Origin of the sequence: Mycobacterium sp. H4Y (assembly GCF_000364405.1) — a bacterium.
Taxonomy (GTDB): Bacteria; Actinomycetota; Actinomycetes; order Mycobacteriales; family Mycobacteriaceae; genus Mycobacterium; species Mycobacterium intracellulare.
Genome location: NZ_AKIG01000001.1, coordinates 154734 through 179659, shown reverse-complemented (window position 1 = coordinate 179659; position 24926 = coordinate 154734). Strand labels below are relative to the sequence as shown.

Genomic DNA, 24926 nt, shown 5'->3' with positions numbered 1-24926 from the left:
ACCTACCGATTGACGACGGTGACCGGGTGCAGGTAGGGCAGCTCGGTGGAGGGCAGCGGGAACGTCAGCTCGCCGAAGGGCGACAGCGCACCCGTCCGGTCGGTGACGAGTTCACTGACCGCGTGGTCGTCGGGGTCCGTCGTCGGCCAGCCGTTGTCGACATATTTGGTTTTGCGAGCTTTGCCCTCAGCAGTGTCAGCCACGAGGTCCATTCTGACAGGTGACCCAGGAGCGCGTGGCGCAAGACCGTAGGTTCGCGCCGCCCCTTCGCGGTCTGCTCGGCATCCACGACCTGCTTTACGCTGGTCAGCGATGACCGACAACACCCCGGATATCCCGCTGGGGTCGTGGCTGGCCGAGTTGTCCGATGAGCGCCTGATCCGGCTGCTGGAATTGCGGCCGGACCTCGCCCAGCCCCCGCCCGGCAGCATCGCCGCACTGGCGGCCCGAGCCCAGGCCCGCCAGTCGATCAAGGCCGCCACCGACGACCTCGACTTCCTGCGGCTGGCGGTGCTTGACGCGCTGCTGGTGCTGCAGGCCGACGCGGAACCGGTGCCGACCGCGAAGCTGCTGGCGCTGATCGGTGATCGCGCCCCCGAAGGCGACGTCCTCGACGCGGTCGACGACCTCCGGCAACGCGTCCTGGTCTGGGGCGAGACCGCGCTGCGGGTCGCCCCGGACGCCGGGACGGGAATGCCGTGGCATCCGGGGCAGGTCATGCTCGAGGACACCTCGCGCGACGCCGAGCAGATCGCGGCCCTGATCGACGACCTCGACCGGGCGCAGCTCGAGGTGCTGGAGAAACTTCTCGAAGGCTCCCCGATGGGCCGCACCCGCGACGCGGCGCCGGGCGCGGCGGCGGACCGCCCGGTGCCCCAGCTGCTGGCCATGGGCCTGTTGCGGCGCATCGACGCCGAGACCGTGATCCTGCCCCGCCACGTGGGACAGGTGCTGCGCGGCGAGCGGCCAGGCCCCATGCAACTGACCGCGCCGGACCCGGTGGTGTCGACCACCACCGCCGACGACGTCGACGCGACGGCCGCCGGAGCCGCCATCGACCTGCTGCGGGAGCTCGACGTTCTGCTCGAAACGCTTTCCGCCGCACCGGTTTCCGAGTTGCGCAGCGGGGGCTTGGGAGTCCGGGACGTTAAGCGGCTGAGCAAGGTGACCGGGATCGACGAGTCACGGCTGGGTTTGATCCTCGAAGTCGCCGCCGCGGCCGGGTTGATCGCCAGCGGCATGCCTGACCCCGAACCGGCCGCCGGCGAGGCACCGTACTGGGCGCCGACGGTCGCCACCGATCGGTTCGCCGCGCTGTCCGCCGCCGAGCGTTGGCACCTGTTGGCCAGCAGTTGGCTCGACCTGCCCAGCCGGCCGGCGCTGATCGGCACGCGCGGCCCCGACGCCAAACCCTATGGGGCCCTTACCGATGCGCTGTATTCGACGGCCGCGCCGCTGGATCGCCGCCTGTTGCTCAGCATGCTGTCCGGGCTCCCGTCCGGGGCCGGCGTCGACGCGGCGGAAGCATCGGCCGCGCTGATCTGGCGGCGTCCGCGCTGGGCGAAGCGGTTACAGCCGGGGCCCGTCGGGGATCTGCTCGCCGAAAGCCACGCCATGGGGCTGGTGGGGCGCGGGGCGATCAGCACGCCCGGCCGGGCGCTGCTGGACGAGGACAACGATCCGCAGGCCGCGATCGACGCCATGACCAGGGCGCTGCCCGAACCGGTCGATCACTTCCTGGTGCAGGCGGACCTGACGGTCGTCGTGCCGGGTCCGCTGCAGCGCGACCTGGCGGAGCAACTCGCCACCGTGGCCACCGTCGAATCGGCGGGCACGGCGATGGTGTACCGCGTCAGCGAGCAGTCGATCCGTCATGCGCTCGACGTCGGCAAGACCCGCGACTGGATGCATGCCCTGTTCACCAAGCACTCCAAAACGCCAGTGCCCCAAGGGCTTACCTATCTCATCGACGACGTCGCGCGCAGGCACGGGCAGCTGCGGATCGGCATGGCCGCGTCGTTCGTGCGGTGCGAGGATCCGGCGCTGCTGGCCCAGGCCGTGGCCGCACCCGCGACCGAAGAGGTGCAGCTGCGCGCCCTGACCCCCACGGTGGCGGTGTCGCCGGCGCCGATCGGCGAGGTGCTCGCCGCGCTGCGGGCCGCGGGCTTCGCCCCGGCGGCCGAAGACTCGACCGGCGCCATCGTCGACGTCCGGCCCCGGGGCGCCCGGGTGGCCACACCGCAACAACGCCGTCCGTATCGCCCGCTGCGCCGTCCCAACAGCGACAACCTCCACGCGGTGGTCGCGGTGCTGCGCAAGGTCACCGCCGCACCGTTCGGCAACGTTCGCGTCGATCCGGCGGCCACCATGACGCTGTTGCAGCGCGCCGCCCGGGAACAAGACACCCTGGTGATCGGTTATCTAGACGCGGCCGGCGTGGCCACCCAGCGCGTCGTGTCGCCGATCACCGTCCGGGGCGGTCAGCTGGTGGCCTTTGATTCGGCATCGGGCAGGCTGCGCGACTTCGCCATCCACCGCATCACGTCGGTGGTGTCGGGCTCGGGCCGATAATGGACGGCATGCCGGAGCTTATGCAGGGCGAAGCGATGAGGAGTGGCGCTATCTATGTCTGACGGACCGTTGATCGTGCAGTCAGACAAGACGGTGCTGCTCGAGGTGGAGCACGAACAGGCCGGCGCGGCGCGGGCCGCGATCGCGCCGTTCGCCGAGCTGGAACGCGCACCCGAGCACGTGCACACCTACCGCATCACACCGCTGGCACTGTGGAACGCCCGCGCCGCCGGGCACGACGCCGAACAGGTCGTCGACGCGCTGGTCTCCTTCTCCCGCTACGCGGTGCCGCAGCCGCTGCTGGTCGACATCGTCGACACCATGGCCCGCTACGGCCGCTTACAGCTGGTGAAAAACCCGGCGCACGGCCTGACGCTGGTGAGCCTGGACCGCGCGGTGCTCGAGGAAGTGCTGCGCAACAAGAAGATCGCCCCGATGCTCGGCGCCCGGATCGACGACGACACGGTCATCGTTCACCCCAGCGAGCGCGGCCGGGTCAAGCAAATGCTACTCAAGATCGGTTGGCCCGCAGAGGATCTCGCCGGCTACGTCGACGGCGAGGCGCATCCGATCAGCCTGGCCCAGGACGGCTGGCACCTGCGCGACTACCAGCAGATGGCCACCGACTCGTTCTGGTCGGGTGGCTCCGGCGTGGTGGTGCTTCCCTGTGGCGCCGGCAAGACGTTGGTGGGGGCCGCCGCGATGGCGAAAGCCGGTGCGACAACGCTGATTTTGGTCACCAACATCGTCGCGGCGCGGCAGTGGAAGCGTGAGCTGATCGCCCGCACCTCGCTCACCGAGGACGAGATCGGCGAATACTCCGGTGAGCGCAAGGAAATTCGGCCGGTGACCATCTCGACCTACCAGATGATCACTCGCCGCACCAAGGGCGAGTACCGCCACCTCGAGCTCTTCGACAGCCGCGACTGGGGGCTGATCATCTACGACGAGGTCCACTTGTTGCCGGCGCCGGTGTTTCGGATGACCGCCGATCTGCAATCCAAGCGGCGCCTGGGGCTGACCGCCACGCTGGTCCGCGAGGACGGCCGCGAGGGTGACGTGTTCTCCCTGATCGGCCCGAAACGCTATGACGCGCCGTGGAAGGACATCGAGGCGCAGGGGTGGATCGCGCCGGCGGAGTGCGTCGAGGTGCGGGTCACCATGACCGACAACGAGCGGATGATGTACGCCACCGCCGAGCCCGAAGAGCGTTACAAGCTGTGCTCGACGGTGCACACCAAAATCGCTGTGGTCAAATCGATTCTGGCGAGGCATCCGGGTGAGCAGACCCTGGTGATCGGCGCGTACCTCGATCAGCTCGACGAGCTGGGCGCCGAGCTGGGCGCCCCGGTGATCCAGGGCTCCACGCGGACCAAGGAACGCGAGGAGCTGTTCGACGGCTTCCGCCGCGGCGAGGTGAACACGCTGGTGGTGTCCAAGGTCGCCAACTTCTCCATCGACTTGCCGGAAGCCGCGGTGGCCGTGCAGGTTTCGGGAACCTTCGGCTCGCGCCAGGAAGAGGCGCAGCGGCTGGGCCGGTTGCTGCGGCCCAAGGCCGACGGCGGCGGCGCCATCTTCTATTCCGTGGTGGCGCGCGACAGCCTGGACGCCGAATACGCCGCGCACCGGCAGCGTTTCCTGGCCGAGCAGGGTTACGGCTACATCATCCGCGACGCCGACGACCTGCTGGGTCCGGCCATCTAGGAGCGAACGCAAAAGCCCCCGAAACTCCGTTGTTTCGGGGGCTTTTGTGTCTGGCGGCGCTACCGAGACAGGATGGTCGCCGAGGCGGTGCCGGGCGCGCCGTACACCTGGGCCAGGCCGACGCGCGGATCGCCGGGGACCTGACGCTCCCCCGCCTCGCCGCGCAACTGGCGCACCAGTTCGTGCATCTGCCGCAGCCCCGACGCGCCGATCGGCTCGCCGTTGGCGATCAGCCCGCCGTCGGTGTTGACGGGAATCGAGCCGTGGATCTCGGTGGCGCCGTCGGCCAGCAGCTTCTCCTGTTCGCCGTCCGCGCACAATCCGGTCTCGGCCATGTGGATCACCTCGGCGCCGGCGTCGGTGTCCTGCAACTGCGCGACGTCGACGTCTTCGGGTCCGATGCCGGCCGCCTCGTAGGCGGCCTTGGCCGCGTACACGGTCGGTGACGCGTCCTCGTCCAGCGGCGCCGACGTGGCGTGCACCTCGTAGGCGCCGAAGCGCCGGGTCCGAATCTCGCAGGCGCGCACATAGACCGGCTTGTCGGTGAATTTCTGGGCCATGTCGGCGCGACACATGATGACCGCGGCCGCCCCCTCATCGGGCGCGCAGAACATGTACTGCGTCAACGGGTAGTTCAGCGCGGGCGAGGCGAGGATCTCCTCGACGGAGATCTCCTTGCGCCGGAAGGCATTCGGGTTCAGCGCACCGTTGCGGAAGTTCTTGTTGGCCACCCGCGCCAGCGTCTCCTGGGAGATGTTGTGGTCGTGGATGTACTTGTTGGCCTTCATGCCGAAGAACTTGGTGGTGACGAACTGCCCGTTGTTGGCGTACCACTGGGGCAGCGCCAGCTTGGCGGGGTCGTCGGTGAACGCACCGCGCGGATGCTTGTCGAGGCCGATGGCAATGCCGATGTCGTACTTGCCCAACCGGATGGTGTCGGCGGTCTGCTGGATGGCGCTGGCCGCGGTGGCGCATGCGTTGAACACGTTGGTGAACGTGATGCCGGTCAGGCCGACCAGGCGGGTCACGGCGTCGGGGTTGGAGACCTCGTAGCTGCCGCCGAACCCGAATTGGATGTCTTTCCAGTCCACTCCGGCGTCTTTGAGTGCGAGCTGGACGGCCTCGGCGCCCATCTGCATCGCCGTCTTTTCGAACCTACCGAACGGGTGCAGGCCCACGCCGATGATCGCGACGTCGTTGGTCATCTCGATCCTCCTGACTCAGGCGACGGGCTGGAACGCGAAGGTGATGATTTCGGCGCCCTCGTCATCGGTGGCGAACGGCACCATGGTGAGTTCGACTTTCTGGCCGAACTTCAACTTGGCCGGGTCGTTCTCGGTCAGGCGGCCTTCGACGCGGATCACATCACCGAGCTGGACCAGTCCCACTCCGAAGGGCACGAAGTCCTTACCGGCGGGGCCGATGTAGGGGGCTCCAGGGGGAAAGCCCTGGGTCGTCCACGCCACCAGCGTTCCGCGTCGGGGCAACAGCACGTCGGACATCTCGCCACCGCTGCAGCGCGGGCACCACTGCTGCACCGGGAAGGTGGTCGCCTCGCAGCTGCCGCATCGGCTGCCGATGAGCTGCGGGCTCTCATCGGGCCAGGTAGAGATCTCGGGGGCAAGTGCCTTCTGCATCGGGGGGTCCTCCAGGAACGTCGACAATCCGCCAACAGAACTCACTGAACCGTATAACAGCTTTCCGAAAAGTGGAAACCTCATTCTCGCCTCCACGCAATGGGCGAGGACTGGCGTCGGGCGCGGGGAAGATATGTTGGCGCCATGACGGTCACCGTGATACTCGAGCTCAGGTTCAAGCCCGACGAGGTCGCCGCGGGGCGCGAGCTGATGGGCCGGGCGCTGCAGGACACCCGCGCGTTCGACGGCAACGTCCGCACCGACGTGCTCGTCGACGAAGACGATGAAGCGCACTGGTTGATTTACGAAATCTGGGAGACGGTCGAGCACGACGAGGCTTACCGCGCGTTCCGCGCGGGCGAGGGCAAGCTGACGCAGCTTCCCCCGCTGCTGGCCGCGCCCCCGGCCAAGACCAGGTACCTCACCAGCGACGTGTAACTCGCGCCGGCCGATCAGCCCGCGCCGGCGCGGTGGGTATTCGGGCTCACCCCGTAGGCGCGTTTGAAGGCGGTACTCAACGCGAACGGGGTGGCGTAGCCGACCTCTCGGGCGACGGCGGCGATGGTCGCCTGGCTGGACCGCAGCAGATCGGCGGCCAACGCAAGCCGCCAACCGGTCAGGAAAGCGATCGGCGGCTCACCCACCTGCTCGGTGAACCGGCGGGCGAACGCTGCGCGTGACGCGCCAACTGCCGCAGCGAGATTCGCGACGGTCCAGGGGTGCGCGGGGTTGCTGTAGATCAGCTTCAAGGCGGGCCCCACCAGCGCGTCGTGTTCGGCGTGCCACCAGGCGGGCGCGTTGACGTCGTTGTCGAACCAGATGCGCAGCACCCCGATGAGCAGCAAGTCGAGCACCCGATCCAGATACGCCTCTTGGCCGGGGCCGCCACGGCCGGCCTCGCTGGCCAACAGTGGAACCAGCGGACTGTCCCATTCGTCCGCGCGCAACACCAGCACGGCGGGCAGCGCGTCGAGCAACCGGGCGCTGACCTCGCTGCGTCCCTCGTACGCGCAGACGATGGAGCGCGTCGCACCCGAGGGACTGTTACCCCATGTCCGCACGCCCAACGACATTTCGAAGTGCAAGTCGTCCCCGGTCTGCGTGGTGCACCGTTGACCCGGATGGATCACCGCCATCGGGGCGGTCCCCGGGTCGTCCGCGAAGACGTAATGCTGGGTGCCGCGGGTGAGCGCGACGTCCCCGGGTCGTAGCCAATCGGTGCCGGTGTCGTCGCCGACGATGACGGCGCTGCCATGCGTCTGGCAGATGATCGCCAGCGGCGCGTCGTCCTGGATGCGCAGCGACCACGGCGGGTCCATCATCATGCGCAACACAAATGCCCCGCGCGCCCGAACGCCGTCGAGCAATCCCACCACGGCGTCCACAACCGGATCGTAGACGGGCGCATATGTAATCGGGACGGATAACGATGGATGGTCTCAGCCGGCCCGCGGTTGACTTCACGCCATGAACGCAAGTCCGGTTGTCATCCTGACCTCCATCGCCACGATCGTCGGCGCCGCCGCCGGCGGAATGATGTACGTGTTCTCCACATTCGTGATGCGCGGCCTGAATGGCATCGATTCGCGCGAGGCGATTGCCGCGATGCGCGGTATCAACGTCGCCGCGAATTCCAGTCCCGCGTTTCTGCTCGCGTATTTTGGTGCGGCGATCCTCGCCTTGGCGGTCGGCGTCGTCGCGGTGACGCAGTTGCGCCAACCCGGCAGCTGGTGGCTGTTGGCGGGAGCGGTTTTCGCGATCCTCGCCGCGATCATCACGGTGGTGTTCAACGTGCCGCTGAACAACCGTCTCGACGGCGTAGACCCGGTGGGGCTGTCGGCCGCCGACGCCGCGCGCGAATGGCAGGCGTACTTCTCCACGTGGACGGCATGGAACCATGTCCGCACCGTCACCGCGTTCCTCGGCGCCGCACTGATGCTGGTCGGGCTGCGCTGCCGCTAGCTCAGTGCGGGAATGACCTCTTGTTCGAACAGCTCGATGCCGGAACGGTCGTAGGCGGCCTCGGGGAAATAGCAGATGGCGTAGTCGCATCCGAGGTCTCGGAGCTTGGTCAGACGCTCGACGACCTGTTCCGGCGTGCCGGTGGCCGAGTCCGGCCCGCTGGTACCGGCGATCATCGCGTCCGCGGCGGCCTCCCCGACGTAATCGGCCATGCGGCCGCGGACCCGTTGCAGCCGGTCTTTGACGTCGGCCTCCGACGGGCCGACGACGGCGTTGACGTTGACCGAACGCACGATGGCGTCGAAGTCGGTGCCCACTTCGCGGCAGTGCCCGGCCAGCACCTGCGACTTGTGGGCGAACGCGGCCGGCTCGGGCGTGAAGTTGGTGTACTGCGCGTACTGGGCGGCGATACGCAAGGTCACCTTCTCGCCGCCGCCGGCGATCCACAGCGGAATCCCGTTGTCCTGCAGTGGCTTAGGGGCGACGATCGCGCCGTCCACCTGGTAGTGCTTGCCGTCGAAGCTGACCTTGCCGTCGCGCCAGGCGTCCCGCATGATCTGGACGCCTTCGTCGAGGCGACCCAACCGGACGCCCGCCGACGGGAATCCGTAACCGTAAGCGCGCCATTCATGTTCGTACCAGCCGCCGCCGATCCCCATCTGAATCCGGCCACCGGAGATGATGTCGGCCGTCGCGGCCACCTTGGCGAGGTAGACCGGGTTGCGGTAGCTCATGGCCGTGCACATCTGGCCGAGCTTGATGCGCGACGTGGTGGCCGCGTACGCGGCCATGAGCGACCACGCTTCGTGGGTGGCTTCCCCGGTGGGCACCGGGACGGTGTGGAAGTGGTCGTAGACCCACAACGAGTCCCACCGGCCGCGGTCCGCGTGATCGGCGAGATCGCGCATCACCGCCCAGTGTTTGTCGGGTTCGATGCCGACCAGATCCATCCGCCAGCCTTGTGGAATGAAGAGACCGAAGCGCATACCAACGGACTTTAGCCCCGCCACTATTCAGCCATTCAGCGCGTCGAGCGCGGCCGCGACCGACTTCTCGCGCAGTTCCTCCTGCGGCGCGTCGACGAACTGCACACAGCAGTCCTGCAAGCCGCCGAACGCGACGACCGCGCGGGTGGACTGTGCGAGGGTCGGCGTCTCCCCGAACACCAGGCGCGCCAACCGCTCTCGCCACGCCAGCACGGTGTCGATGAGGTCCAGGTCGATCAGCGTCGACAACTCGGTCAGCAACAGCACCAGGTCCCGGCGGTGCCGGTAGTGGAAATCGAAATAGCCCTCCAACAACTCACGAACATCGACGGCGCCGCGGCCCTCGTGGTCGGCGACGAACCGCTCACCCTCGTCGATCAGCGGCACCAGGATGCTGCGCACCAGGTCCTCGCGTGACGGAAAGTGGTAGTACAGCGCGGGTTTGGTGATGCCCAGCTGGTTGGCGATGTCCTGCAGGCTGGTGCGCTGCACGCCGCGCTGCAAAAACAGCTCGCGAGCGACCTCCTGAATCCGCTCGCGCGTGTCTGACCGGGGCCTGCTCACCCGGCCGAGTTTATCTGACTTACCGATCGGTAAGTGGGATGTTATGCTTACCGAACGTTAAGTAAGTGCGGGAGGTGGATCGTGCGGATACTCATTTCCGGCGCCAGCGTCGCCGGCCCGGTGCTGGCGTACTGGCTGTCCCGCTACGGCTTCGACGTCACCGTCGTCGAGCGCGCCCCGACGCTGCGCAAAACCGGCGGCCACGCCGTCGACTTGTTCCGTCCGGCGATGGAGATCTCGGCGAAGATGGGCGTCCTGCCGCGCATCGAGGCCCTGGCCACCGGAACCACCCGCCTGGCGTTGTACCGGGAGGGCCGGCCGCGCGCCGCCAACATCGATCTCACCAAGATCTACGCCGCCAGCTCCGACCGGCACGTGGAGATCATGCGCGACGACCTCAGCGAGATCTACTACGACGCCGCCCGCGACGACGTCGAGTACCTGTTCGCCGACTCGATCACCGAGATCGAGCACGACGGCACCGTGACGTTCGAGCGCTCCGAGGCGCGCAGCTTCGACGTCATCGTCGGCGCCGACGGCCTGCACTCCAACGTTCGGCGCCTGACCTTCGGCGAGGAAGCCGGCCTGACGCGCTTCCTCGGGGGATACCTGTCGGTGCTGTCGGCGCCCAAGGCGCTGGTGCGGGCCGGCGAGATGGTCGGCCACGTCGGCGTCGGCCGCTTCGCCGGTATCTACACGGCGGACCACCTGGATGACGCGCGGGTGGTGTTTCTGTTTCGCCGCCGGGAAGAACCCGACTACGACCACCGCGATGTGTTGCGGCAGAAGGAGTTACTGCGCGACGCGTTCACCGGGATGCATGACCAGGTGGACGGCTGGCTGGCCGAAATCGAGCGCACGCCCACCTTCTACTTCGACTCCATCACCCAGCTCCGCACGGACAGGTGGTCGCGCCGCCGCGTCACCCTGGTCGGCGACGCCGGATACTGCCCCGGACCGGCGGTGGGCGGCAGCACCAGCCTCGCCGTCCTCGGCGCCTACGTGCTGGCCGGAGAACTCGCCCGCGCCGACGGCGACCACCTGCGCGCCTTCGCCGCCTACGAACTGCAGATGCGCGAACCGGTGCATCGCAGCCGGTCCTTCGCCCGCGGCGCGGCCAAGGGCATCATCCCCGGTTCGCGCGCCGGAGTCTGGGCGTTAACCCGTGGAGCCCAACTGATCTCGGCGATGCCGGGGTCGCTGTCCCGGTCGCTGGCCAAGCTGAACACCAAGGGCGTCCGCATGCACGACTCGATGCCGGTCCCCGACTACGCCGGAACCGACGTCTGACAGCATGTCCAGTAGGCCGCGGACTCGAGCGGCCGCGCGCGCATGCCACGAAGGGAAGGCCTCGGATGGAACTGACCGGTGTTGGGATCTGGAGCAGTCAGCTGCGCTACGGCGACCCGGCCGAATCCGCCGACGCCGCAGCCGAACTCGATGAACTCGGCTTCCCCGCGCTGTGGATTCCCGACGTCGGCGGACCGGTGTTCGACGCGGTGGGCCGTCTGCTCGCCGCGACCCGGCGGACGGTGATCGCCACCGGCATCCTGAATCTATGGATGCATGCGCCCGGCGACGTCGCCGAATCCTTCGCGACGCTGACCACCGAGCACGGGGACCGCTTCCTGCTGGGAATCGGCGTCAGCCACGCACCGCTGATCGACGCCGGCCAGCCCGGGCGCTACCGCAAACCGCTCGCGGCCACGGAGTCGTTTCTGGACGGGTTGGATGCCGCGCCGCGGCCGGTTCCCACCGAGCGCCGGGTTCTTGCCGCGCTCGGACCGAAGATGCTGAAGCTGTCCGCGAGCCGCGCCGCGGGCGCCCATCCCTACCTGGTCACCCCCGACCACACCGCTTCTGCCCGTTCGACTTTGGGCCAGGGCCCCCTGCTCCTGCCGGAGCAGACGGTCATCCTGACCGACAGCGCCGACGAGGCGCGTCAAATCGGAACCGAGTGGCTGCGGTCCTATTTGGCGTTGCCCAACTACGCGAACAACCTGCTGCGCAGCGGCTTCTCCGAAGACGATGTGGCGCAGGTGAGCGATCGACTCTTCAACGCGATCATCGCCTGGGGTGACGAAGACGCCATCATGGGCAGGGTCGCCGAACATCGTTCCGCCGGCGCCGATCACGTCTGCGTCCAGGTGCTGCGGGCCGATCCGAGGGCCTTCCCGCGCAAGGAATGGCGCCGAATCGCCGCCGCCTGCCGATAGCAGGTGATCCGCCGCGCGGCATAGGGTGAGCTATGGCTTCCAAACAGATGCTGTTTCGGATCTTCTACCGCATCGGTTTCACCCCGTGGGACGGCCATCCGCTCGCCCAGAGCGTGCGAGACCTCGTCGAGGGGACGGCCGACGCCGCCGCGCTTGCCGCCGGGTCCGCCATCGAACTCGGATGCGGTACCGGTGACTGCTCGATCTACCTCGCCCAACACGGCTGGCGCGTCACCGCGGTGGATTTCGTGGCCAAACCCCTGGAGCGAGCGCGGGCCAAGGCCGCCAAGGCCGGCGCGTCCGTCAACTTCGTCCAGGCCGACGTCACCCAGCTGAGCCAGGCCGGAATCGGCGCGAACTTCGAGCTGATCGTCGACAACGCCTGCCTGCACAACATGAGCGACGCCGATCGCGACGCCTACGTCCGCGAGGTCAGGGCCGTGGCGGCCCCGCATGCCCGGCTGCTGATCATCGCGTTCGTGCCAGGCGGCCGCGTCGGGGTGCGCGGCATCGACCACGCCGAGATGGAACGGCGCTTCACTCCCCACTGGACGTTGCTGTCCGCGGGCGCGGAACGCGAACTGGACCGCGCCGAGAAGACCCCGGCTCGCTACTACCTGTTCCAGCGGCGCACCTGACCGGCGAGCAGACGCAGAATCGCACGCGCAATCCCCGCGCAGTGCGATTCCGCGTCTGCTCGCGGCAGGACTTAACTCAGTGACTTCGGCGGCAGGAACCGCTCGCCGTACTTGGCCGCCAGTTCCTTGGCGCGGGCCACGAACGCGTCCTTGCCCGTGCCGCCGGCACCGGAGTAACCGACGATGAACTGCGCGCTACCACCGGTGTACGGCGGGAAGCCGATGCCCATGATCGAGCCGATGTTGGCGTCGGCGGTCGAGGTCAGCACGCCCTCGTCCAGACACTTCTGCGTCTCGAGCGCCTCGGCGAACAGCATGCGATCGATCATGTCCTGCAACGGAATCTCCGCGCTGCCCGACTTGAACGTCTCGGCCAGGCCGGGCCACAGGCGGGTCCGCTTGCCGTCCACGTACTCGTAGAAGCCGGCGCCCTTCAAGCGGCTGGGCCGTCCGATCTCGATCATCTTCTCCACGACGGCCTCGGCCGGGTGCGGCTCGTAGGTGCCGCCCGCGTCCTCGACGCCCTTGCGGGTGGCCGCGGCGATCTTGTGCATCAGCTCCAGGTTGAGCTCGTCGGACAGCTGCAGCGGCGGCGCCGGGTAGCCGGCCTGCGAACCGGCGTGCTCGATGCTGGCCGGGGCCACGCCCTCGCCGAGCATCGCCAGCGCCTCGTTCACGAACGTGCCGATCACGCGGCTGGTGAAAAACCCGCGGCTGTCGTTGACCACGATCGGCGTCTTGCCGATCGCCAGCGTGTAGTCGAACACCCGGGCCAGGGCCTCGTCGGAAGTCTTCTCGCCCTTGATGATTTCCACCAGCGGCATCTTGTCGACCGGCGAGAAGAAGTGGATTCCGATGAAGTCCTCCTGCCGCTTGACGCCGGTCGCCAGACCGGTGATCGGCAGGGTCGAGGTGTTCGACCCGAGCAGCGCGTTGGGTTCGACGATGTCCTCGATCTCCTGGAACACCTTGTGCTTGAGTTCCTGGTTCTCGAACACCGCCTCGATCACGAAGTCGACGCCCGCCAGCTCGGCGGGGTCGGCAGTCGGCGTGATGCGGTCCAGCAGCGCCTTGCTCTTCTCCTCGGTGGTCTTGCCACGCTGAAGTGCCTTGGCCTCAAGCTTTTCCGAGTAACCCTTGCCCTTCTGGGCGGCCTCGATGTCGACGTCCTTAAGCACCACGTCGAAGCCGGCCTTGGCCGACACGTAGGCGATGCCGGCGCCCATCATGCCCGCGCCCAGCACACCGATCTTGTTGATCTTGACCGGCTCGATGCCGTCGGGGCGCGAACCGCCGCCGTTGATGTGCTGCAGGTCGAAGAAGAACGCCTGGATCATGTTCTTGGCGACCTGGCCGGTGACCAGCTGGGTGAAGTAACGGCTTTCGATGCGGCTGGCCGTGTCGAAGTCCACCTGCGCGCCCTCGACGGCCGCGTCCAGGATGGCCCGCGGCGCCGGCATCGGGGCGCCCTTCAGTTGCTTCTTCAGCAGCGCCGGGAACGACGGCAGGATGCCCGCCAGCGCGGGGCTGGACGGGGTGCCGCCGGGCATCTTGTAACCTTTTTTGTCCCAAGGCTGTTCGTGCGAATCGGGGTTGGCCTTGATCCACGCCTTGGCGGCGGGCACCAGTTCGTCGACCGAGCCGACGAGCTCGTCGACCAGGCCGATCTCCTTGGCTTTCGCCGGCTTGAAGCGGGTGCCCTGGCTCAACACCTCCATGAATGCCTTCTGGATGCCGAACATCCGCACGGTGCGGGTCACCCCGCCGCCGCCCGGCAGCAGGCCCAGCGTCACCTCGGGCAGACCCAGGACGCTGCCCTTGACGTCGGCGGCGATCCGGTGGTGGCAGGCCAGCGCGATCTCCAGGCCGCCGCCCAGCGCGGCGCCGTTGATGGCGGCCACCACCGGCTTGCCCAGGGTCTCCAGCGCGCGCAGGTCGCGCTTGACCGACTCGACGGTGTCGAACGCCTCGCCGGCATTCTCGGGGCCGAGGTTGATCATGCCCTTGAGGTCACCGCCCGCGAAGAAGGTCTTCTTCGCGCTGGTGATCACCACGCCGGTGATCGAATCCTTCTCGGCGGCAAGGCGTTCGACGGCGTTGTGCATGGACTCGCTGTAGTGCTCGTTCATCACGTTGGCCGACCCGGTGGGGTCGTCAAGCGTCAGGGTGACGATGCCGTCGGCGTCCTTATCCCACGCAATGGTGTTCTCTGCCATGGTCTTAAACCCTCTCGATGATGGTGGCGACACCCATGCCGCCGCCGATGCACAGCGTGATCAGGGCGCGACGCGCGTTGCGGCGCTCGAGCTCGTCGACCATGGTGCCGGTGATCATGGCGCCGGTGGCGCCCAGCGGGTGGCCCATCGCGATGGCGCCGCCGTTGACGTTGAGCTTCTCGTCGGGAATGTTGAGGTCCTTCTGGAACTTCAGCACCACCGACGCGAACGCCTCGTTGAGCTCGAACAGGTCGATGTCGTCGATCGTCAGGCCCGCGCGGTCGAGCACCTTGCGCGTGGCGGGCGTCGGGCCGGTCAGCATGATGACCGGGTCGGAGCCGCTGGTGGCGGTGGCCACGATGCGGGCCCGCGGCGTCAGGCCCTGCGACTTGCCGGCCGCCTCCGAACCGACCAGCACCAGCGCGGCGCCGTCGACGATGCCCGAGCTGTTGCCACCGGTGTGGACGTGGTTGATCTTCTCGACCCAGTGGTACTTGGTGAGCGCGACGTCGTCGAAGCCGCCCATCTCGCCGATGCCGTCGAACGCGGTCTTGAGCTTGCCCAGGCCCTCGAGCGTGGTGTCGGGCCGCATGTGCTCGTCGTGGTCGAGGATGACCAGGCCGTTCTGGTCGCGCACCGGCACGACCGACTTGGCGAAGTAGCCGCCCGACCACGCCGCGGCGGCCTTCTGCTGGCTGCGCAGCGCGTAGGCGTCGACGTCCTCGCGGGAGAAGCCCTCGATGGTGGCGATCAAGTCGGCGCCGATGCCCTGCGGCACGAAGCCGATCTGGTAGTTGGTCTCGGGGTCGGTCGCCCAGGCGCCGCCGTCGGAGCCCATCGGGACGCGGCTCATCGACTCGACGCCGCCGGCCAGCACCAGGTCGTCCCAGCCGGAACGAACCTTCTGAGCGGCGGTGTTGACGGCCTCCAGACCGGAGGCGCAGAACCGGTTGAGCTGCACACCCCCGGTGGTCTCGGGCAGGCCCGCGGCCAGCACTGCGGTGCGGGCGATGTCGCCGCCCTGGTCGCCGACCGGGGACACGACGCCGAGGATCATGTCGCTGATCAGGTTCTCGTCCAGGTCGGGGTAGCGCCGGCGCAGCTCGTCGACCAGGCCCACGACCAGGTTGAGCGGCTTTACCTCGTTGAGCGAGCCGTTGCGCTGCTTGCCCCGCGGTGTGCGGATGGCCTCATAAATGAAAGCTTCTTCGGACATGACGACTTCCTTGTTCGCGAATAGGGTTCGAATCCCGTCTTCAAGACTAGGTCCCGCACCACACTAACAGCAGGCCCGGCCAACCTGTTGGTTGAGCAGGTTGGCGCTGGTCAGAGCCTCGAGAGTGACGCGACAGTCACGTTCGGCGCCGAACGTGACTGTACAGTCACGCTGGGCGCAGGAAGTTAAGCTCGACGACCATGACGGTCTCGCGACTGCGCCCGTACGCGACCACGGTGTTCGCCGAGATGTCGGCGCTGGCCGCGCGGATCGGAGCGGTGAACCTCGGCCAGGGGTTTCCCGACGAGGACGGGCCGCCGGCCATGCTGAAGGCCGCCCAGGAGGCCATCGCCGACGGCGTCAACCAGTACCCGCCCGGGATCGGCATCGCGCCGCTGCGACACGCGATCGCCGCCCAGCGCCACCGCCAGTACGGCATCGAGTACGACCCCGACACCGAGGTGCTGGTGACGGTCGGGGCGACCGAGGCCATCGCCTCGGCGGTGATCGGCCTGGTCGAACCCGGCTCGGAGGTCCTGCTCATCGAGCCGTTCTACGACTCCTACTCGCCCGTGGTGGCGATGGCCTCCGCGCGGCGGGTCGCCGTGCCGCTGGTCCCCCACGGTCGCGGCTTCGCCCTGGACGCCGACGCGCTGCGCCGGGCGGTGACGCCCCGGACCCGCGCGCTGATCGTCAACTCGCCGCACAATCCGACCGGCACGGTGCTCAGCGCGGCCGAGCTGGCCACCATCGCCGAGATCGCCGTCGCGGCCGACCTGTTGGTGATCACCGATGAGGTGTACGAACACCTCGTGTTCGACGGGCGCCAGCACGTGCCGCTGGCCGCCTTGCACGGCATGGCCGAGCGGACCATCACCATCTCCAGCGCGGCCAAGATGTTCAACTGCACCGGCTGGAAGATCGGATGGGCTTGCGGCCCAGCGCAACTCATCGCCGGGATGCGCGCGGCCAAACAGTATCTGAGCTATGTCGGCGGCGCGCCGTTCCAGCCGGCCGTGGCCTTGGCGCTCGAGCAGGAGGGCGCCTGGGTGGACGACCTGCGCGCCACGTTGCAGGCCAGGCGCGATCGGCTGGCCGCCGGGCTGATCGACGTCGGGTTCGAGGTGCACGACAGCGCCGGCACGTACTTCTTGTGCGCCGATCCCCGCCCGCTGGGCTACGACGACAGCGCCGCGTTCTGCGCGGCGCTACCCGAAAAGGTGGGGGTCGCCGCCATCCCGATGTCGGCCTTCTGCGACCCGGACACGGCACGCGGGCCGGCCGACGTGTGGAATCACTTGGTGCGCTTCACCTTCTGTAAACGCGACGACACCCTGGACGAGGCGATCAAGCGACTGGCCGCACTGCGCGACGCTACCTAGCCGGGCCGAAGCCCCGAGGCCCCATCACCCGCTTGCGCAGGCCCTCCAGCGCGGAGTGCAGGATCTTCTTGCGGGCCCGCGCGACCCAGAACTCCGGCAGCGGGGCCCACGGTTCGACGGTGATGGTGAACCGCACCCTGGTCCGGTCGTCGCCCAGCCGGCTCAGGTTGTACTCCCCGTGCTGGCCGTGTTGCTGGGCCGTCTTGTGCGCGTCCCACACCATCCAGTCGGGCCCCCAGTGGTATTCGAGCAGTTCGGTGTCGTGGATGCCGGTCACCGCGATCGTGACCTTCACGTGGTGCGGTCGTCCGTCGGGGTGCTTGTCGATGACCTCGACCCGCTTGTGCACCGACGACCATGAGGGCACCGCGTCCATATCGGCGAGCGCCTCCATGATGACCTCCGGAGGCGCATCGATCACGATTTCCGACGATGCTTGTACAGCCACTGCTAACAAGTTAACTACAGCGCCGCGGCCGGCGAGGGCCGAAAACCACAGTCGCCGGCTATTCGGGCTCGGCGGGACGGGTGCCGCGCATCACCATTTCGCGCAATCCCTTTTCCGCCCCGTCGAGGGCGCTTTCGCTGGCCCGCCGGACGATGAACGCGGGCATGGGCCGGCCCGGTTCGACGGTGATGTCGAAGCGCACTCGGGTCTGGCCGATGCCTTCGGGTTTGAGGTTGTATTCGACGTGCTGACCGTGCTGCTGGGAGGTTCCTTTGGCGTCGTAGCAGACCCAGTCCGGGCCCCAGTGATATTCCAGGATCTCCTTGTCGACGAGCCCCAGGATCTTGATGGTGGTCTTGACGTGGTGGGGCCGGCCGTCGGGATACCGGTCGATCACCTCGATGTTCTTGTGCAGCGGTGACCAGGACGAGAGGACGCCGACATCTGTCAGCGCCTCCATGACCACTTCTGGCGGCGCGTTGACGACAAATTCGCGTGATGCTTTTACGGCCACTGGGATCAAATTTAGCAACGCCGGCCCGGGCATGGATCGGTTCGTCGTAATCGATGGCCTACCAGTTGATTTCGTCAAGCGATGTCGTCGCCGCCGGGGGTCGCTCGACCGGCCCGGTGGGTGTTCGCGAAAAGCGCGGGGCGGGTGCGGCCTGGTCGACGCCGTGGGCGGTGATGACGGTGGACCGCGTCCGCAGGTGGTCGTCGGTCGCGGCTTCGGTCCATGTCAGCACCGGGGTGACGCACGCATCGGTGCCGGCGAACGTGCGCGCCCATTCGTCGCGGGTTCGGCTCGCGAACCGTTTCGTGAAGATCTCGCGCATCCGTGGGTAGGAATCCTTGTCGAGCTGGCCGGGCACGTCCTCGGGTGACAGGCCGAGCCCGGCGAGTAACGCCGCGAAGAATTGCGGCTCGATGGCGCCGACGGCCACGTATCCGCCGTCGGCGGTCTCGTAGCAACCGTAGAACGGGGCGCCGCCGTCGAGCAGGAAGGATTCGCGTCGGTCGCGCAGTGCGCCAGTGGACTTCATCGTCCACATCATCTGGGCCAACAGACTCACCCCGTCGACCATCGCCGCGTCGATGACCTGACCCTTGCCCGACCGTTCCCGTTCGTAGAGGGCGACGGCGATGCCGAACGCCACCAGCATCGAGCCGCCACCGAAGTCGGCGACCAGGTTCAGCGGCGGAATCGGCGGACGGTCGGCGTAGCCGAGCGCCGAGAGCGCGCCGGTCTGCGACAGGTAGTTGATGTCGTGACCCGCCGTGCGCGCCAGCGGCCCGTCCTGCCCCCAGCCGGTGATCCGCGCGAAGATCAGGCGCGGATTGGCCGCCGCGCAGTCGTCGGGACCGATTCCGAGTCGCTCGCACGTGCCGGGGCGAAAGCAGTCCAGCAACACGTCGGCCTTGGCGGCCAGCTCGAGCAGGGCCTGCGGTTGCGTCTTGACGTCGAGGTCGACGATCCGCTTGCCGCGATGCAACAAGTCCCGGCCCTCGGCCGGCATTTCGAGGCCGCCCGACGGCCGCCGCACCCGCACCACGTCGGCGCCCAGGTCCGCCAGCAGCATTCCCGCGTGCGGCCCCGGTCCGATGCCGCCGAGTTCGATCACCCGCACCCCGGCCAGCGGGCCGCCGCCCACCGTGACTACTTGCCCTTCTTGACCGTGAGCACCCGCTCGCGCAGGGCCTTGGTGGCGGAGTCGATCGTCCCCTTCACGGCACGCTTCAGCACGAAGCCGGGCAGCGGCACGTTCGGGTCCGCCAGCAGCTCGAACTTCACCAGGGTCTTGTCGCCCTGCGGTATCAGGGTGTACTTCCCGTCCTGCGCCTTCTGCTGCGAGGAACTCACCAGCGTCCAACTCACGGCGTTGTCCGCCCAGGTGTAGGCGACCACCTGTTCGTCGGTGATCCCGGCGACCTTGACCCTCATCCTGACTTGGCGGGGTCGCCCGTCGTCGCCGGTCTCGAGGACCTCCGCGCTCTGGTGCGGTTCCGACCATTCGGGCATCGATTCGAAATCGGCGATGACGTCCAGAATCTCCTCGGGACTGGCTTCGATCACGATGTCGCGGGATTCTTCGAGTGCCATGGCCCGCACGATACTGGCCCGGCGTCCCGCCCGGAATGGATTCGGCCGAGCGTACCGTCGTGCCTGTGACTGATGCCGCGACCGATCCCGCTTACACCGTCGGTGACTACCTGTTGGACCGTCTCGCCGAACTCGGCGTCTCCGAGATCTTCGGCGTTCCCGGTGATTACAACCTGGAGTTCCTCGACCACATCATCGCCCACCCCAGCCTGCGCTGGGTCGGCAACGCCAACGAGCTGAACGCCGGCTACGCCGCCGACGGGTATGGACGGCTGCGCGGAATGTCGGCGTTGGTAACGACATTCGGCGTCGGTGAGCTGTCCGCGGCCAACGCGATCGCGGGCAGCTACGCCGAGCAGGTGCCCGTCGTGCACATCGTCGGCGGCCCGTCCAAGGACGCGCAGGGCACCCGCCGGGCGCTGCACCACTCCCTCGGCGACGGGGACTTCGAACACTTCTTCCGGGTCAGCCGCGAAATCACCTGTGCCCAGGCCAATCTCATGCCCGCAACGGCCCGCCGGGAGATCGACCGGGTGCTGTGCGAGGTGCGCGAGCAGAAGCGACCCGGATACATCCTGCTGTCCACCGACGTGGCCCGCTTCCCCACCGAGCCGCCCGAAGCTCCGCTGCCCCGCTACAGCGGCGGCACCAGCCCGCGCGCGCTGGCGATGTTCGTCGAGGCCGCGACCGAGCTCATCGGCGGCCACCGGTTGACCGTCCTCGCCGACTTGCTGGTCCACCGCCTGCAGGCGATCAAAGAACTCGAGGCGTTGTTGGCCGCGGACGTCGTGCCGCACGCCACGCTGATGTGGGGGAAGAGCCTGCTCGACGAAAGCTCACCGAATTTCCTGGGGATCTACGCGGGATCGGCCAGCGCGCCGGCGGTGCGCACTGCGATCGAAGAGGCGCCCGTGTTGGTCACCGCCGGAGTGGTGTTCACCGACATGGTGAGCGGCTTCTTCAGCCAGCGGATCGACCCGGCCCGGACCATCGACGTCGGGCAATACCAAAGCAGCGTCGCCGGAGAAGTCTTCGCGCCGTTGGAGATGGGCGCCGCGCTCGAGGCGCTGGCCACCATCCTGGTCCGGCGCGGGACCGCGTCGCCACCGGTGGCGTCGCCGCCGGCCGCGCCACTCCCGCCGCCCCCGCCCCGCGATCAACCCCTGACCCAGAAAATGCTGTGGGATCGGCTTTGCCGGGCCCTCACACCGGGCAACGTGGTGCTCGCCGACCAGGGCACCTCCTTCTACGGCATGGCCGATCACCGGCTGCCGCACGGTGTCACCTTCATCGGCCAACCTCTTTGGGGCTCAATCGGTTACACGTTGCCGGCCGCGCTGGGGGCCGCCGTCGCGCATCCGGACCGCCGCACGGTGTTGCTGATCGGGGACGGCGCCGCGCAACTGACCGTCCAGGAGCTCGGCACCTTCTCGCGCGAGGGGCTCTCCCCCGTCATCGTGGTGGTCAACAACGACGGCTACACCGTCGAGCGCGCCATCCACGGCGAGACGGCGCCCTACAACGACATCGTCAGTTGGAAGTGGACGGACGTCCCGCACGCGCTGGGCGTCACCGACCACCTGGCGTTTTCGGTCCAGACCTACGGGGAGCTCGACGACGCGCTGACCGCCGCCGCCGAACACAAAGACCGCATGGTTTTCGTCGAGGTGGTGCTGCCGCGGCTCGAGATTCCCCACCTGCTGGTCGAACTCGTGCAACCGACGTCACCGGACGGCAGTCCGCGCCGCTGAAGTTCTAGCGCGGATTGGGCGTCCGCTCCGGGGACGATGACCGCAGGATGGCTTGCACCGTCCGCCGGCAGCGACCGCAGTCGGTGCCCGCTCCGCACGCCTGGGCGACTTCGTTGGTGGTCGACGCCCCGCACTCGACGGCCTCGGTCACGGTCTGGCTGGTGACCCCGTTACACAGGCACACGAACACCAGCTAACCTCAGTCCGCCTCGATGCGCATCATGTCGGAGAACCGGCCGACGAACAGCGGGGGGTAGGCGCCGACGCCCGCTCCCGACATCCACTGCGCCGCGGCGTCGGGGTGATCGATCCACTCCCGCGCGCGTTCTTCGTCGGGGAACTCCTGCAGGATCAGCACCTCGTGATCATCGTCGAAAGCCTGGAACACCCAGGTCTTTCGGATGCCGGCCGTGGTGAACCTGTCGATCGCAGTGCTGACTTCGGAGGTCAGCAGGGTCACGTCGTTGACGGACGCGATGGCGGCCACCACGACGCCCGGCGCCGCCGGGGTTTGCGGCGGCTGGGCGATGAACCGGTCGATGATCTCGCCGGCGAACACCGCGGGGATGTCGTCGACACCGGCTTCGTCGAACCAATCGAAGAAGACCCGCGAGCGCAGCAGCTCGACGATCGGCTCGCGGCTGTGGACCCCGATCATCACCAGGACCCGGCCGTAGTCGTGGGTCGAGGTGTAGACGAGCACGTGGTGCGCGCCGATGTCGGCCAAGGCCGCCTTGTTGCGTTCCAGCAGCGGCCATACTCGCGACGGATCCGGGACGCGGTAGTCCGACGCGATCACCATCGAATGAATATCGCCGTTATTCATCGAAGTTGGTCCTTCATCACTTTCCCCGTCGCGTTGAGTGGGAGTGAATCAAGGAACTGTACCGCGCGCGGCACCTTGAACCCGGCCATGCGGTCGCGGCACCAGGCGATCAATTCGTCGGCGCTGACCTCACCCTTGCGGACCACGAACGCCTTGCCCACCTGGCCCATCCGTTCGTCGGGGATACCGATGACGGCGGCCTGCGCGACGGCGGGGTGGTTGAGCAGGAAACCCTCGATCTCGGCGGGATAGGCGTTGAAGCCGCCGACGATGAACATGTCCTTCTTGCGGCCGACGATGCGCAGCCGCCCGGCGTCGTCGAAACTTCCCAGGTCCCCGGTGTGCAGCCACCCCTCGGCGTCGATCGCCTGGGCCGTGGCGGCCGGGTCGTCGAGGTAGCCCTGCATGACGCCGTAACCGCGGACCACCACTTCGCCGTCATCGGCGATGCGCACCTCGACTCCGTCGCAGGGCAGGCCGGCGGTGGTGGCGACATCCTCGAAGGAATCCCCTGGCCGCGACAGCGTCACGTTGCCGGCCTCGGTGAGTCCGTAGCCGGTCATCAACGTCTCGAACGGCAGTTCGCCGTGGATGCGACGGACGAGTTCGACCGGGATGTCGGCGGCGCCGGTCACCGCGGCCCGCAGCGTCGACAGCTTGGACTTGTCGCCGACGCCCAGCAATGAGTGGTATAGGGTCGGCGGCCCCGGAAGCATCGTGATGCGTTCGCGGTCAATGAGTTCCACCACGGTGTCGATGTCGAAGACCGCGACCGGCAGCATCGTCGCGCCGCGCAGGAAGGACGTCACCAGCCCCGCCTTCAGGCCGAACGTGTGGAAGTACGGGTTGATCTGCAGGTAGCGATCGCCCTCGCGCAGATCCGCAAGCGTCGCCCACTCCTCGTACATCCGCAGCGTTTGGCCGTGGTTCAGCATCGCGCCCTTGGGGCGCCCCGTCGTGCCCGACGTGAAGATGATGTCCGAGGTATCGGTGCCGCTCACCGGTCGCTCGAATGGTGAACCGCTGGACAGGAAGTCGGACTTCAGGTCGATGACCGGCACGCCGGCGGGCGCGGTGTAATCCTGGTCCAGGAAGCCCTTCTGGACCAGGACGGCCTTCACCTTGCTGCGGACGATGATGTCGCCGGCTTCTTCGGTCTTGAACCGGGTGTTGACCGGGACGAGCACGCCACCCGCGGTGAGCAACCCGAACGCCGCGATGATCCACTCGGCCGAATTGGGCGCCCAGATCGCGACCCGGTCACCCTTATCGACGCCGAGGTCGGCGAAGGCGCCTGCGGCGCAACGGATCCGCTCGACCACCTGCGTGAAAGTCAAGCGCAGCGGACCGTCGACGACTGCTTCCGCATCGCCGAAACGGTCCGCCGCGCTCAAGACCATCTCGGGGATGGTCTGCCAGCTTGGCCGGTCTGTCACACCGTGACGAGTCGACCGAGGTTGCCGCCCATGATCTTGGCCTGGTCGTCAACGGACAGGTGCGACAGCGCGTTGACGTAGAAGGTCGGCTCCGCCAGCCCCTCCGGGTGCGGCCAGTCCGAGCCGTACAGCACCTGGTCCACGCCGACGAGGTTGATCAGATCGTCGATGCCGTCCTCGAAGAACGGGCTCACGTGGATGCGGTTCTTGACCATCTCGACCGGGTCACTCGGGAACGCCTCCGGGGCCTTGCGGAAGACCTCGGTCAGCCCGTCCAGCAACGGGGTCATCCACTTCGAGCCGGCCTCGACGATCGCGACCTTCAGCTTCGGGTGGCGGTAGAGAGCGCCGTGGATCACCCACGAGCCCACCGCGTCCTGGATCGGCCGCCATTCGTTGAGGATGCCCATCGCATTGGTTTGGAACGGCAGCATTTCCTGTTCGGCGCCGTCCCACTCGGAGGTGTAGCGGGAGTAGCCACTGTCGCTGGAGTGCATGCCGACCAGCACGTCGTGCTCGACGACCCGCTCCCAGAACGGATCGAATTCGGGCGTCGCGAACGACCGGGGGCCGCGGAATCCGGGGACCGGAGCCGGGCGGATCAGGATGCAGCGGGCGCCGCGCTTGACCGCCCACTCCAGCTCCTCGATCGCCTTCTCGACGATCGGCAGCGTGATGACCGGGGTCGTGAAAATGCGGTTCTGGTAGTTGAAGCCCCAGACGTCGTCGAGCCACTCGTTCAGCGCGTGGACCAGGACGTGGATGGCGACCGGGTCGTCGCGCAGCCGCTCCTCGAGCAGGCTGGCCAGCGTCGGGAACATCAGGGTGCGGTCCAGGCCCAGCTCGTTCATCTTCTCCAGGCGCGGGCCGGGCTCGAAGAACGCCGGGATCGCGCGCATCGGCTCGCCGAACAGCTCGCGCTTGCTCTTGCCGTCCGGGTTGCCGTACTTGAAGTACTCCTCCCAGGCGCCCGGCCGGGCGACGACCTCGAAGGTCGGGTTGGGAATGTAGTTGCTGATGTGGCCGCGGATCGCGATCTTCGTCCGCCCGTTGACCTGCACGTACTGGACGTAGTCCTTGTACGCCTTGGGCAGGTACTTGGTCAGCGCCTCCGGCGGCTCGTACAGATGGTTATCCGCGTCAAAGATTGGAAACGGGACGTCTTCCCGGTGCGACAACTGGCCCATGAAATCCTCCTTCTTGATTTGTGAGAATACTATTCTCTACAGGCGCCTAATCGCAACGTGGCCCCGGCGAGCCCCTGTTCGACGT

25 protein-coding genes are annotated in these 24926 nt (G+C 67.8%); 9 read left to right on the top strand and 16 right to left on the bottom strand.

Annotation, left to right across the window (positions count from 1 at the left end; all coding sequences use genetic code 11):
• Positions 1 to 2: 2 nt before the first annotated feature.
• Entirely contained in the window at positions 3 to 203 is a 201-nt protein-coding gene (locus W7U_RS00900; RefSeq protein ID WP_008253834.1) for a hypothetical protein, read from the bottom strand.
• A 109-nt stretch (positions 204 to 312) separates the two neighbouring features.
• Here W7U_RS00900 and W7U_RS00895 point away from each other — a divergent pair, with 109 nt between their 5' ends.
• Together W7U_RS00895 and W7U_RS00890 are read left to right on the top strand one after the other, a co-directional pair.
• Entirely contained in the window at positions 313 to 2571 is a 2259-nt protein-coding gene (locus W7U_RS00895; protein ID WP_008253833.1) for a helicase-associated domain-containing protein, read from the top strand.
• 54 nt (positions 2572 to 2625) lie between these two features.
• Positions 2626 to 4275 carry a DNA repair helicase XPB gene (locus W7U_RS00890; RefSeq protein WP_036428504.1) on the top strand — a complete coding sequence of 550 codons (1650 nt, stop codon included), beginning with the start codon at positions 2626 to 2628 and terminating at the stop codon, positions 4273 to 4275.
• 59 nt (positions 4276 to 4334) lie between these two features.
• Here W7U_RS00890 and W7U_RS00885 read toward each other — a convergent pair whose 3' ends face one another.
• Both W7U_RS00885 and W7U_RS00880 read right to left on the bottom strand, forming a co-directional pair.
• Positions 4335 to 5480, bottom strand: coding sequence for a thiolase family protein (locus W7U_RS00885; protein ID WP_008253828.1), 1146 nt, complete (start codon positions 5478 to 5480; stop codon positions 4335 to 4337).
• 15 nt (positions 5481 to 5495) lie between these two features.
• Positions 5496 to 5912 carry an OB-fold domain-containing protein gene (locus W7U_RS00880; RefSeq protein WP_008253826.1) on the bottom strand — a complete coding sequence of 139 codons (417 nt, stop codon included), beginning with the start codon at positions 5910 to 5912 and terminating at the stop codon, positions 5496 to 5498.
• Positions 5913 to 6056: 144 nt separating this feature from the next.
• Between W7U_RS00880 and W7U_RS00875 the strand changes: the two genes are divergently transcribed.
• Positions 6057 to 6350 (top strand): antibiotic biosynthesis monooxygenase, encoded by a 294-nt coding sequence (locus tag W7U_RS00875; RefSeq protein ID WP_008253825.1) that lies wholly within the window; start codon positions 6057 to 6059, stop codon positions 6348 to 6350.
• 14 nt (positions 6351 to 6364) lie between these two features.
• On the opposite strand, the gene W7U_RS00870 is transcribed toward W7U_RS00875, so the two are convergent.
• Positions 6365 to 7297 (bottom strand): AraC family transcriptional regulator, encoded by a 933-nt coding sequence (locus W7U_RS00870; protein WP_008253824.1) that lies wholly within the window; start codon positions 7295 to 7297, stop codon positions 6365 to 6367.
• An 82-nt stretch (positions 7298 to 7379) separates the two neighbouring features.
• Here W7U_RS00870 and W7U_RS00865 point away from each other — a divergent pair, with 82 nt between their 5' ends.
• A complete protein-coding gene (locus W7U_RS00865; RefSeq protein ID WP_008253823.1) occupies positions 7380 to 7874 on the top strand; it encodes an anthrone oxygenase family protein in 495 nt (164 codons plus the stop codon).
• Here the strand turns inward: W7U_RS00865 and W7U_RS00860 are convergent.
• Together W7U_RS00860 and W7U_RS00855 are read right to left on the bottom strand one after the other, a co-directional pair.
• Entirely contained in the window at positions 7871 to 8860 is a 990-nt protein-coding gene (locus tag W7U_RS00860) for an LLM class F420-dependent oxidoreductase (protein ID WP_008253821.1), read from the bottom strand. The genes W7U_RS00865 and W7U_RS00860 overlap by 4 nt on opposite strands.
• A 27-nt stretch (positions 8861 to 8887) precedes the next feature.
• A complete protein-coding gene (locus W7U_RS00855; protein ID WP_008253820.1) occupies positions 8888 to 9424 on the bottom strand; it encodes a TetR/AcrR family transcriptional regulator in 537 nt (178 codons plus the stop codon).
• 81 nt (positions 9425 to 9505) lie between these two features.
• Between W7U_RS00855 and W7U_RS00850 the strand changes: the two genes are divergently transcribed.
• The 3 genes from W7U_RS00850 to W7U_RS00840 all read left to right on the top strand — a co-directional run bounded on the left by W7U_RS00850 (position 9506) and on the right by W7U_RS00840 (position 12278).
• Positions 9506 to 10714, top strand: a complete 1209-nt coding sequence (locus W7U_RS00850) for an FAD-dependent monooxygenase (RefSeq protein ID WP_008253819.1) — start codon at positions 9506 to 9508, stop codon at positions 10712 to 10714.
• 65 nt (positions 10715 to 10779) lie between these two features.
• Complete coding sequence (locus tag W7U_RS00845) at positions 10780 to 11640, top strand: LLM class F420-dependent oxidoreductase (protein ID WP_008253818.1); 861 nt, start codon at positions 10780 to 10782, stop codon at positions 11638 to 11640.
• A 32-nt stretch (positions 11641 to 11672) separates the two neighbouring features.
• Entirely contained in the window at positions 11673 to 12278 is a 606-nt protein-coding gene (locus W7U_RS00840; protein ID WP_008253817.1) for a class I SAM-dependent methyltransferase, read from the top strand.
• 71 nt (positions 12279 to 12349) lie between these two features.
• Here W7U_RS00840 and W7U_RS00835 read toward each other — a convergent pair whose 3' ends face one another.
• Together W7U_RS00835 and W7U_RS00830 are read right to left on the bottom strand one after the other, a co-directional pair.
• The gene (locus W7U_RS00835) at positions 12350 to 14494 is read right to left on the bottom strand and encodes a 3-hydroxyacyl-CoA dehydrogenase NAD-binding domain-containing protein (protein ID WP_008253816.1); all 2145 of its coding nucleotides are present in this window, start codon (positions 14492 to 14494) and stop codon (positions 12350 to 12352) included.
• A gap of 4 nt (positions 14495 to 14498) precedes the next feature.
• Positions 14499 to 15710, bottom strand: coding sequence for an acetyl-CoA C-acetyltransferase (locus W7U_RS00830; RefSeq protein ID WP_008253815.1), 1212 nt, complete (start codon positions 15708 to 15710; stop codon positions 14499 to 14501).
• A gap of 200 nt (positions 15711 to 15910) precedes the next feature.
• Between W7U_RS00830 and W7U_RS00825 the strand changes: the two genes are divergently transcribed.
• Positions 15911 to 17092, top strand: a complete 1182-nt coding sequence (locus tag W7U_RS00825; RefSeq protein WP_008253813.1) for a pyridoxal phosphate-dependent aminotransferase — start codon at positions 15911 to 15913, stop codon at positions 17090 to 17092.
• On the opposite strand, the gene W7U_RS00820 is transcribed toward W7U_RS00825, so the two are convergent.
• From W7U_RS00820 to W7U_RS00805, 4 genes are read right to left on the bottom strand one after another with little or no spacing between them, the layout of a single operon-like run.
• Positions 17085 to 17540, bottom strand: a complete 456-nt coding sequence (locus W7U_RS00820) for an SRPBCC family protein (RefSeq protein ID WP_026071396.1) — start codon at positions 17538 to 17540, stop codon at positions 17085 to 17087. The genes W7U_RS00825 and W7U_RS00820 overlap by 8 nt on opposite strands.
• A gap of 58 nt (positions 17541 to 17598) precedes the next feature.
• On the bottom strand, positions 17599 to 18054 hold the full coding sequence (locus tag W7U_RS00815) for an SRPBCC family protein (protein ID WP_072501213.1): 456 nt from the start codon (positions 18052 to 18054) through the stop codon (positions 17599 to 17601).
• Positions 18055 to 18112: 58 nt separating this feature from the next.
• Positions 18113 to 19192 carry a CaiB/BaiF CoA-transferase family protein gene (locus tag W7U_RS00810; protein ID WP_008253806.1) on the bottom strand — a complete coding sequence of 360 codons (1080 nt, stop codon included), beginning with the start codon at positions 19190 to 19192 and terminating at the stop codon, positions 18113 to 18115.
• Between the two features lie 5 nt (positions 19193 to 19197).
• Complete coding sequence (locus W7U_RS00805) at positions 19198 to 19641, bottom strand: SRPBCC family protein (protein WP_008253798.1); 444 nt, start codon at positions 19639 to 19641, stop codon at positions 19198 to 19200.
• Positions 19642 to 19676: 35 nt separating this feature from the next.
• Here W7U_RS00805 and W7U_RS00800 point away from each other — a divergent pair, with 35 nt between their 5' ends.
• Entirely contained in the window at positions 19677 to 21392 is a 1716-nt protein-coding gene (locus W7U_RS00800) for an alpha-keto acid decarboxylase family protein (protein WP_008253796.1), read from the top strand.
• Positions 21393 to 21396: 4 nt separating this feature from the next.
• Here W7U_RS00800 and W7U_RS00795 read toward each other — a convergent pair whose 3' ends face one another.
• Genes W7U_RS00795 through W7U_RS00780 form a run of 4 tightly spaced genes read right to left on the bottom strand, consistent with a single transcriptional unit; the run spans position 21397 to position 24841 of the window.
• A complete protein-coding gene (locus W7U_RS00795; RefSeq protein ID WP_008253794.1) occupies positions 21397 to 21582 on the bottom strand; it encodes a (2Fe-2S)-binding protein in 186 nt (61 codons plus the stop codon).
• 9 nt (positions 21583 to 21591) lie between these two features.
• Entirely contained in the window at positions 21592 to 22218 is a 627-nt protein-coding gene (locus W7U_RS00790) for a hypothetical protein (protein ID WP_008253790.1), read from the bottom strand.
• Entirely contained in the window at positions 22215 to 23618 is a 1404-nt protein-coding gene (locus W7U_RS00785; RefSeq protein ID WP_036429133.1) for a FadD3 family acyl-CoA ligase, read from the bottom strand. The genes W7U_RS00790 and W7U_RS00785 overlap by 4 nt, the downstream gene beginning before the upstream one ends.
• A gap of 32 nt (positions 23619 to 23650) precedes the next feature.
• Positions 23651 to 24841: an amidohydrolase family protein gene (locus W7U_RS00780; protein ID WP_008253785.1), complete on the bottom strand. Its 1191-nt coding sequence runs from the start codon at positions 24839 to 24841 to the stop codon at positions 23651 to 23653.
• Between the last annotated feature and the right edge of the window lie 85 nt (positions 24842 to 24926).

Excerpts from the sequence above, each read along its gene's own strand:
- W7U_RS00895 (WP_008253833.1), top strand. The coding sequence starts at position 313 with ATGACCGACAACACCCCGGATATCCCGCTGGGGTCGTGGCTGGCCGAG.
- W7U_RS00890 (WP_036428504.1), top strand. The coding sequence starts at position 2,626 with ATGTCTGACGGACCGTTGATCGTGCAGTCAGACAAGACGGTGCTGCTC.
- W7U_RS00885 (WP_008253828.1), bottom strand. The coding sequence starts at position 5,480 with ATGACCAACGACGTCGCGATCATCGGCGTGGGCCTGCACCCGTTCGGT.
- W7U_RS00880 (WP_008253826.1), bottom strand. The coding sequence starts at position 5,912 with ATGCAGAAGGCACTTGCCCCCGAGATCTCTACCTGGCCCGATGAGAGC.
- W7U_RS00875 (WP_008253825.1), top strand. The coding sequence starts at position 6,057 with ATGACGGTCACCGTGATACTCGAGCTCAGGTTCAAGCCCGACGAGGTC.
- W7U_RS00865 (WP_008253823.1), top strand. The coding sequence starts at position 7,380 with ATGAACGCAAGTCCGGTTGTCATCCTGACCTCCATCGCCACGATCGTC.
- W7U_RS00860 (WP_008253821.1), bottom strand. The coding sequence starts at position 8,860 with ATGCGCTTCGGTCTCTTCATTCCACAAGGCTGGCGGATGGATCTGGTC.
- W7U_RS00845 (WP_008253818.1), top strand. The coding sequence starts at position 10,780 with ATGGAACTGACCGGTGTTGGGATCTGGAGCAGTCAGCTGCGCTACGGC.
- W7U_RS00840 (WP_008253817.1), top strand. The coding sequence starts at position 11,673 with ATGGCTTCCAAACAGATGCTGTTTCGGATCTTCTACCGCATCGGTTTC.
- W7U_RS00835 (WP_008253816.1), bottom strand. The coding sequence starts at position 14,494 with ATGGCAGAGAACACCATTGCGTGGGATAAGGACGCCGACGGCATCGTC.
- W7U_RS00830 (WP_008253815.1), bottom strand. The coding sequence starts at position 15,710 with ATGTCCGAAGAAGCTTTCATTTATGAGGCCATCCGCACACCGCGGGGC.
- W7U_RS00825 (WP_008253813.1), top strand. The coding sequence starts at position 15,911 with ATGACGGTCTCGCGACTGCGCCCGTACGCGACCACGGTGTTCGCCGAG.
- W7U_RS00805 (WP_008253798.1), bottom strand. The coding sequence starts at position 19,641 with ATGGCACTCGAAGAATCCCGCGACATCGTGATCGAAGCCAGTCCCGAG.
- W7U_RS00800 (WP_008253796.1), top strand. The coding sequence starts at position 19,677 with ATGGATTCGGCCGAGCGTACCGTCGTGCCTGTGACTGATGCCGCGACC.
- W7U_RS00790 (WP_008253790.1), bottom strand. The coding sequence starts at position 22,218 with ATGAATAACGGCGATATTCATTCGATGGTGATCGCGTCGGACTACCGC.
- W7U_RS00785 (WP_036429133.1), bottom strand. The coding sequence starts at position 23,618 with ATGGTCTTGAGCGCGGCGGACCGTTTCGGCGATGCGGAAGCAGTCGTC.
- W7U_RS00780 (WP_008253785.1), bottom strand. The coding sequence starts at position 24,841 with ATGGGCCAGTTGTCGCACCGGGAAGACGTCCCGTTTCCAATCTTTGAC.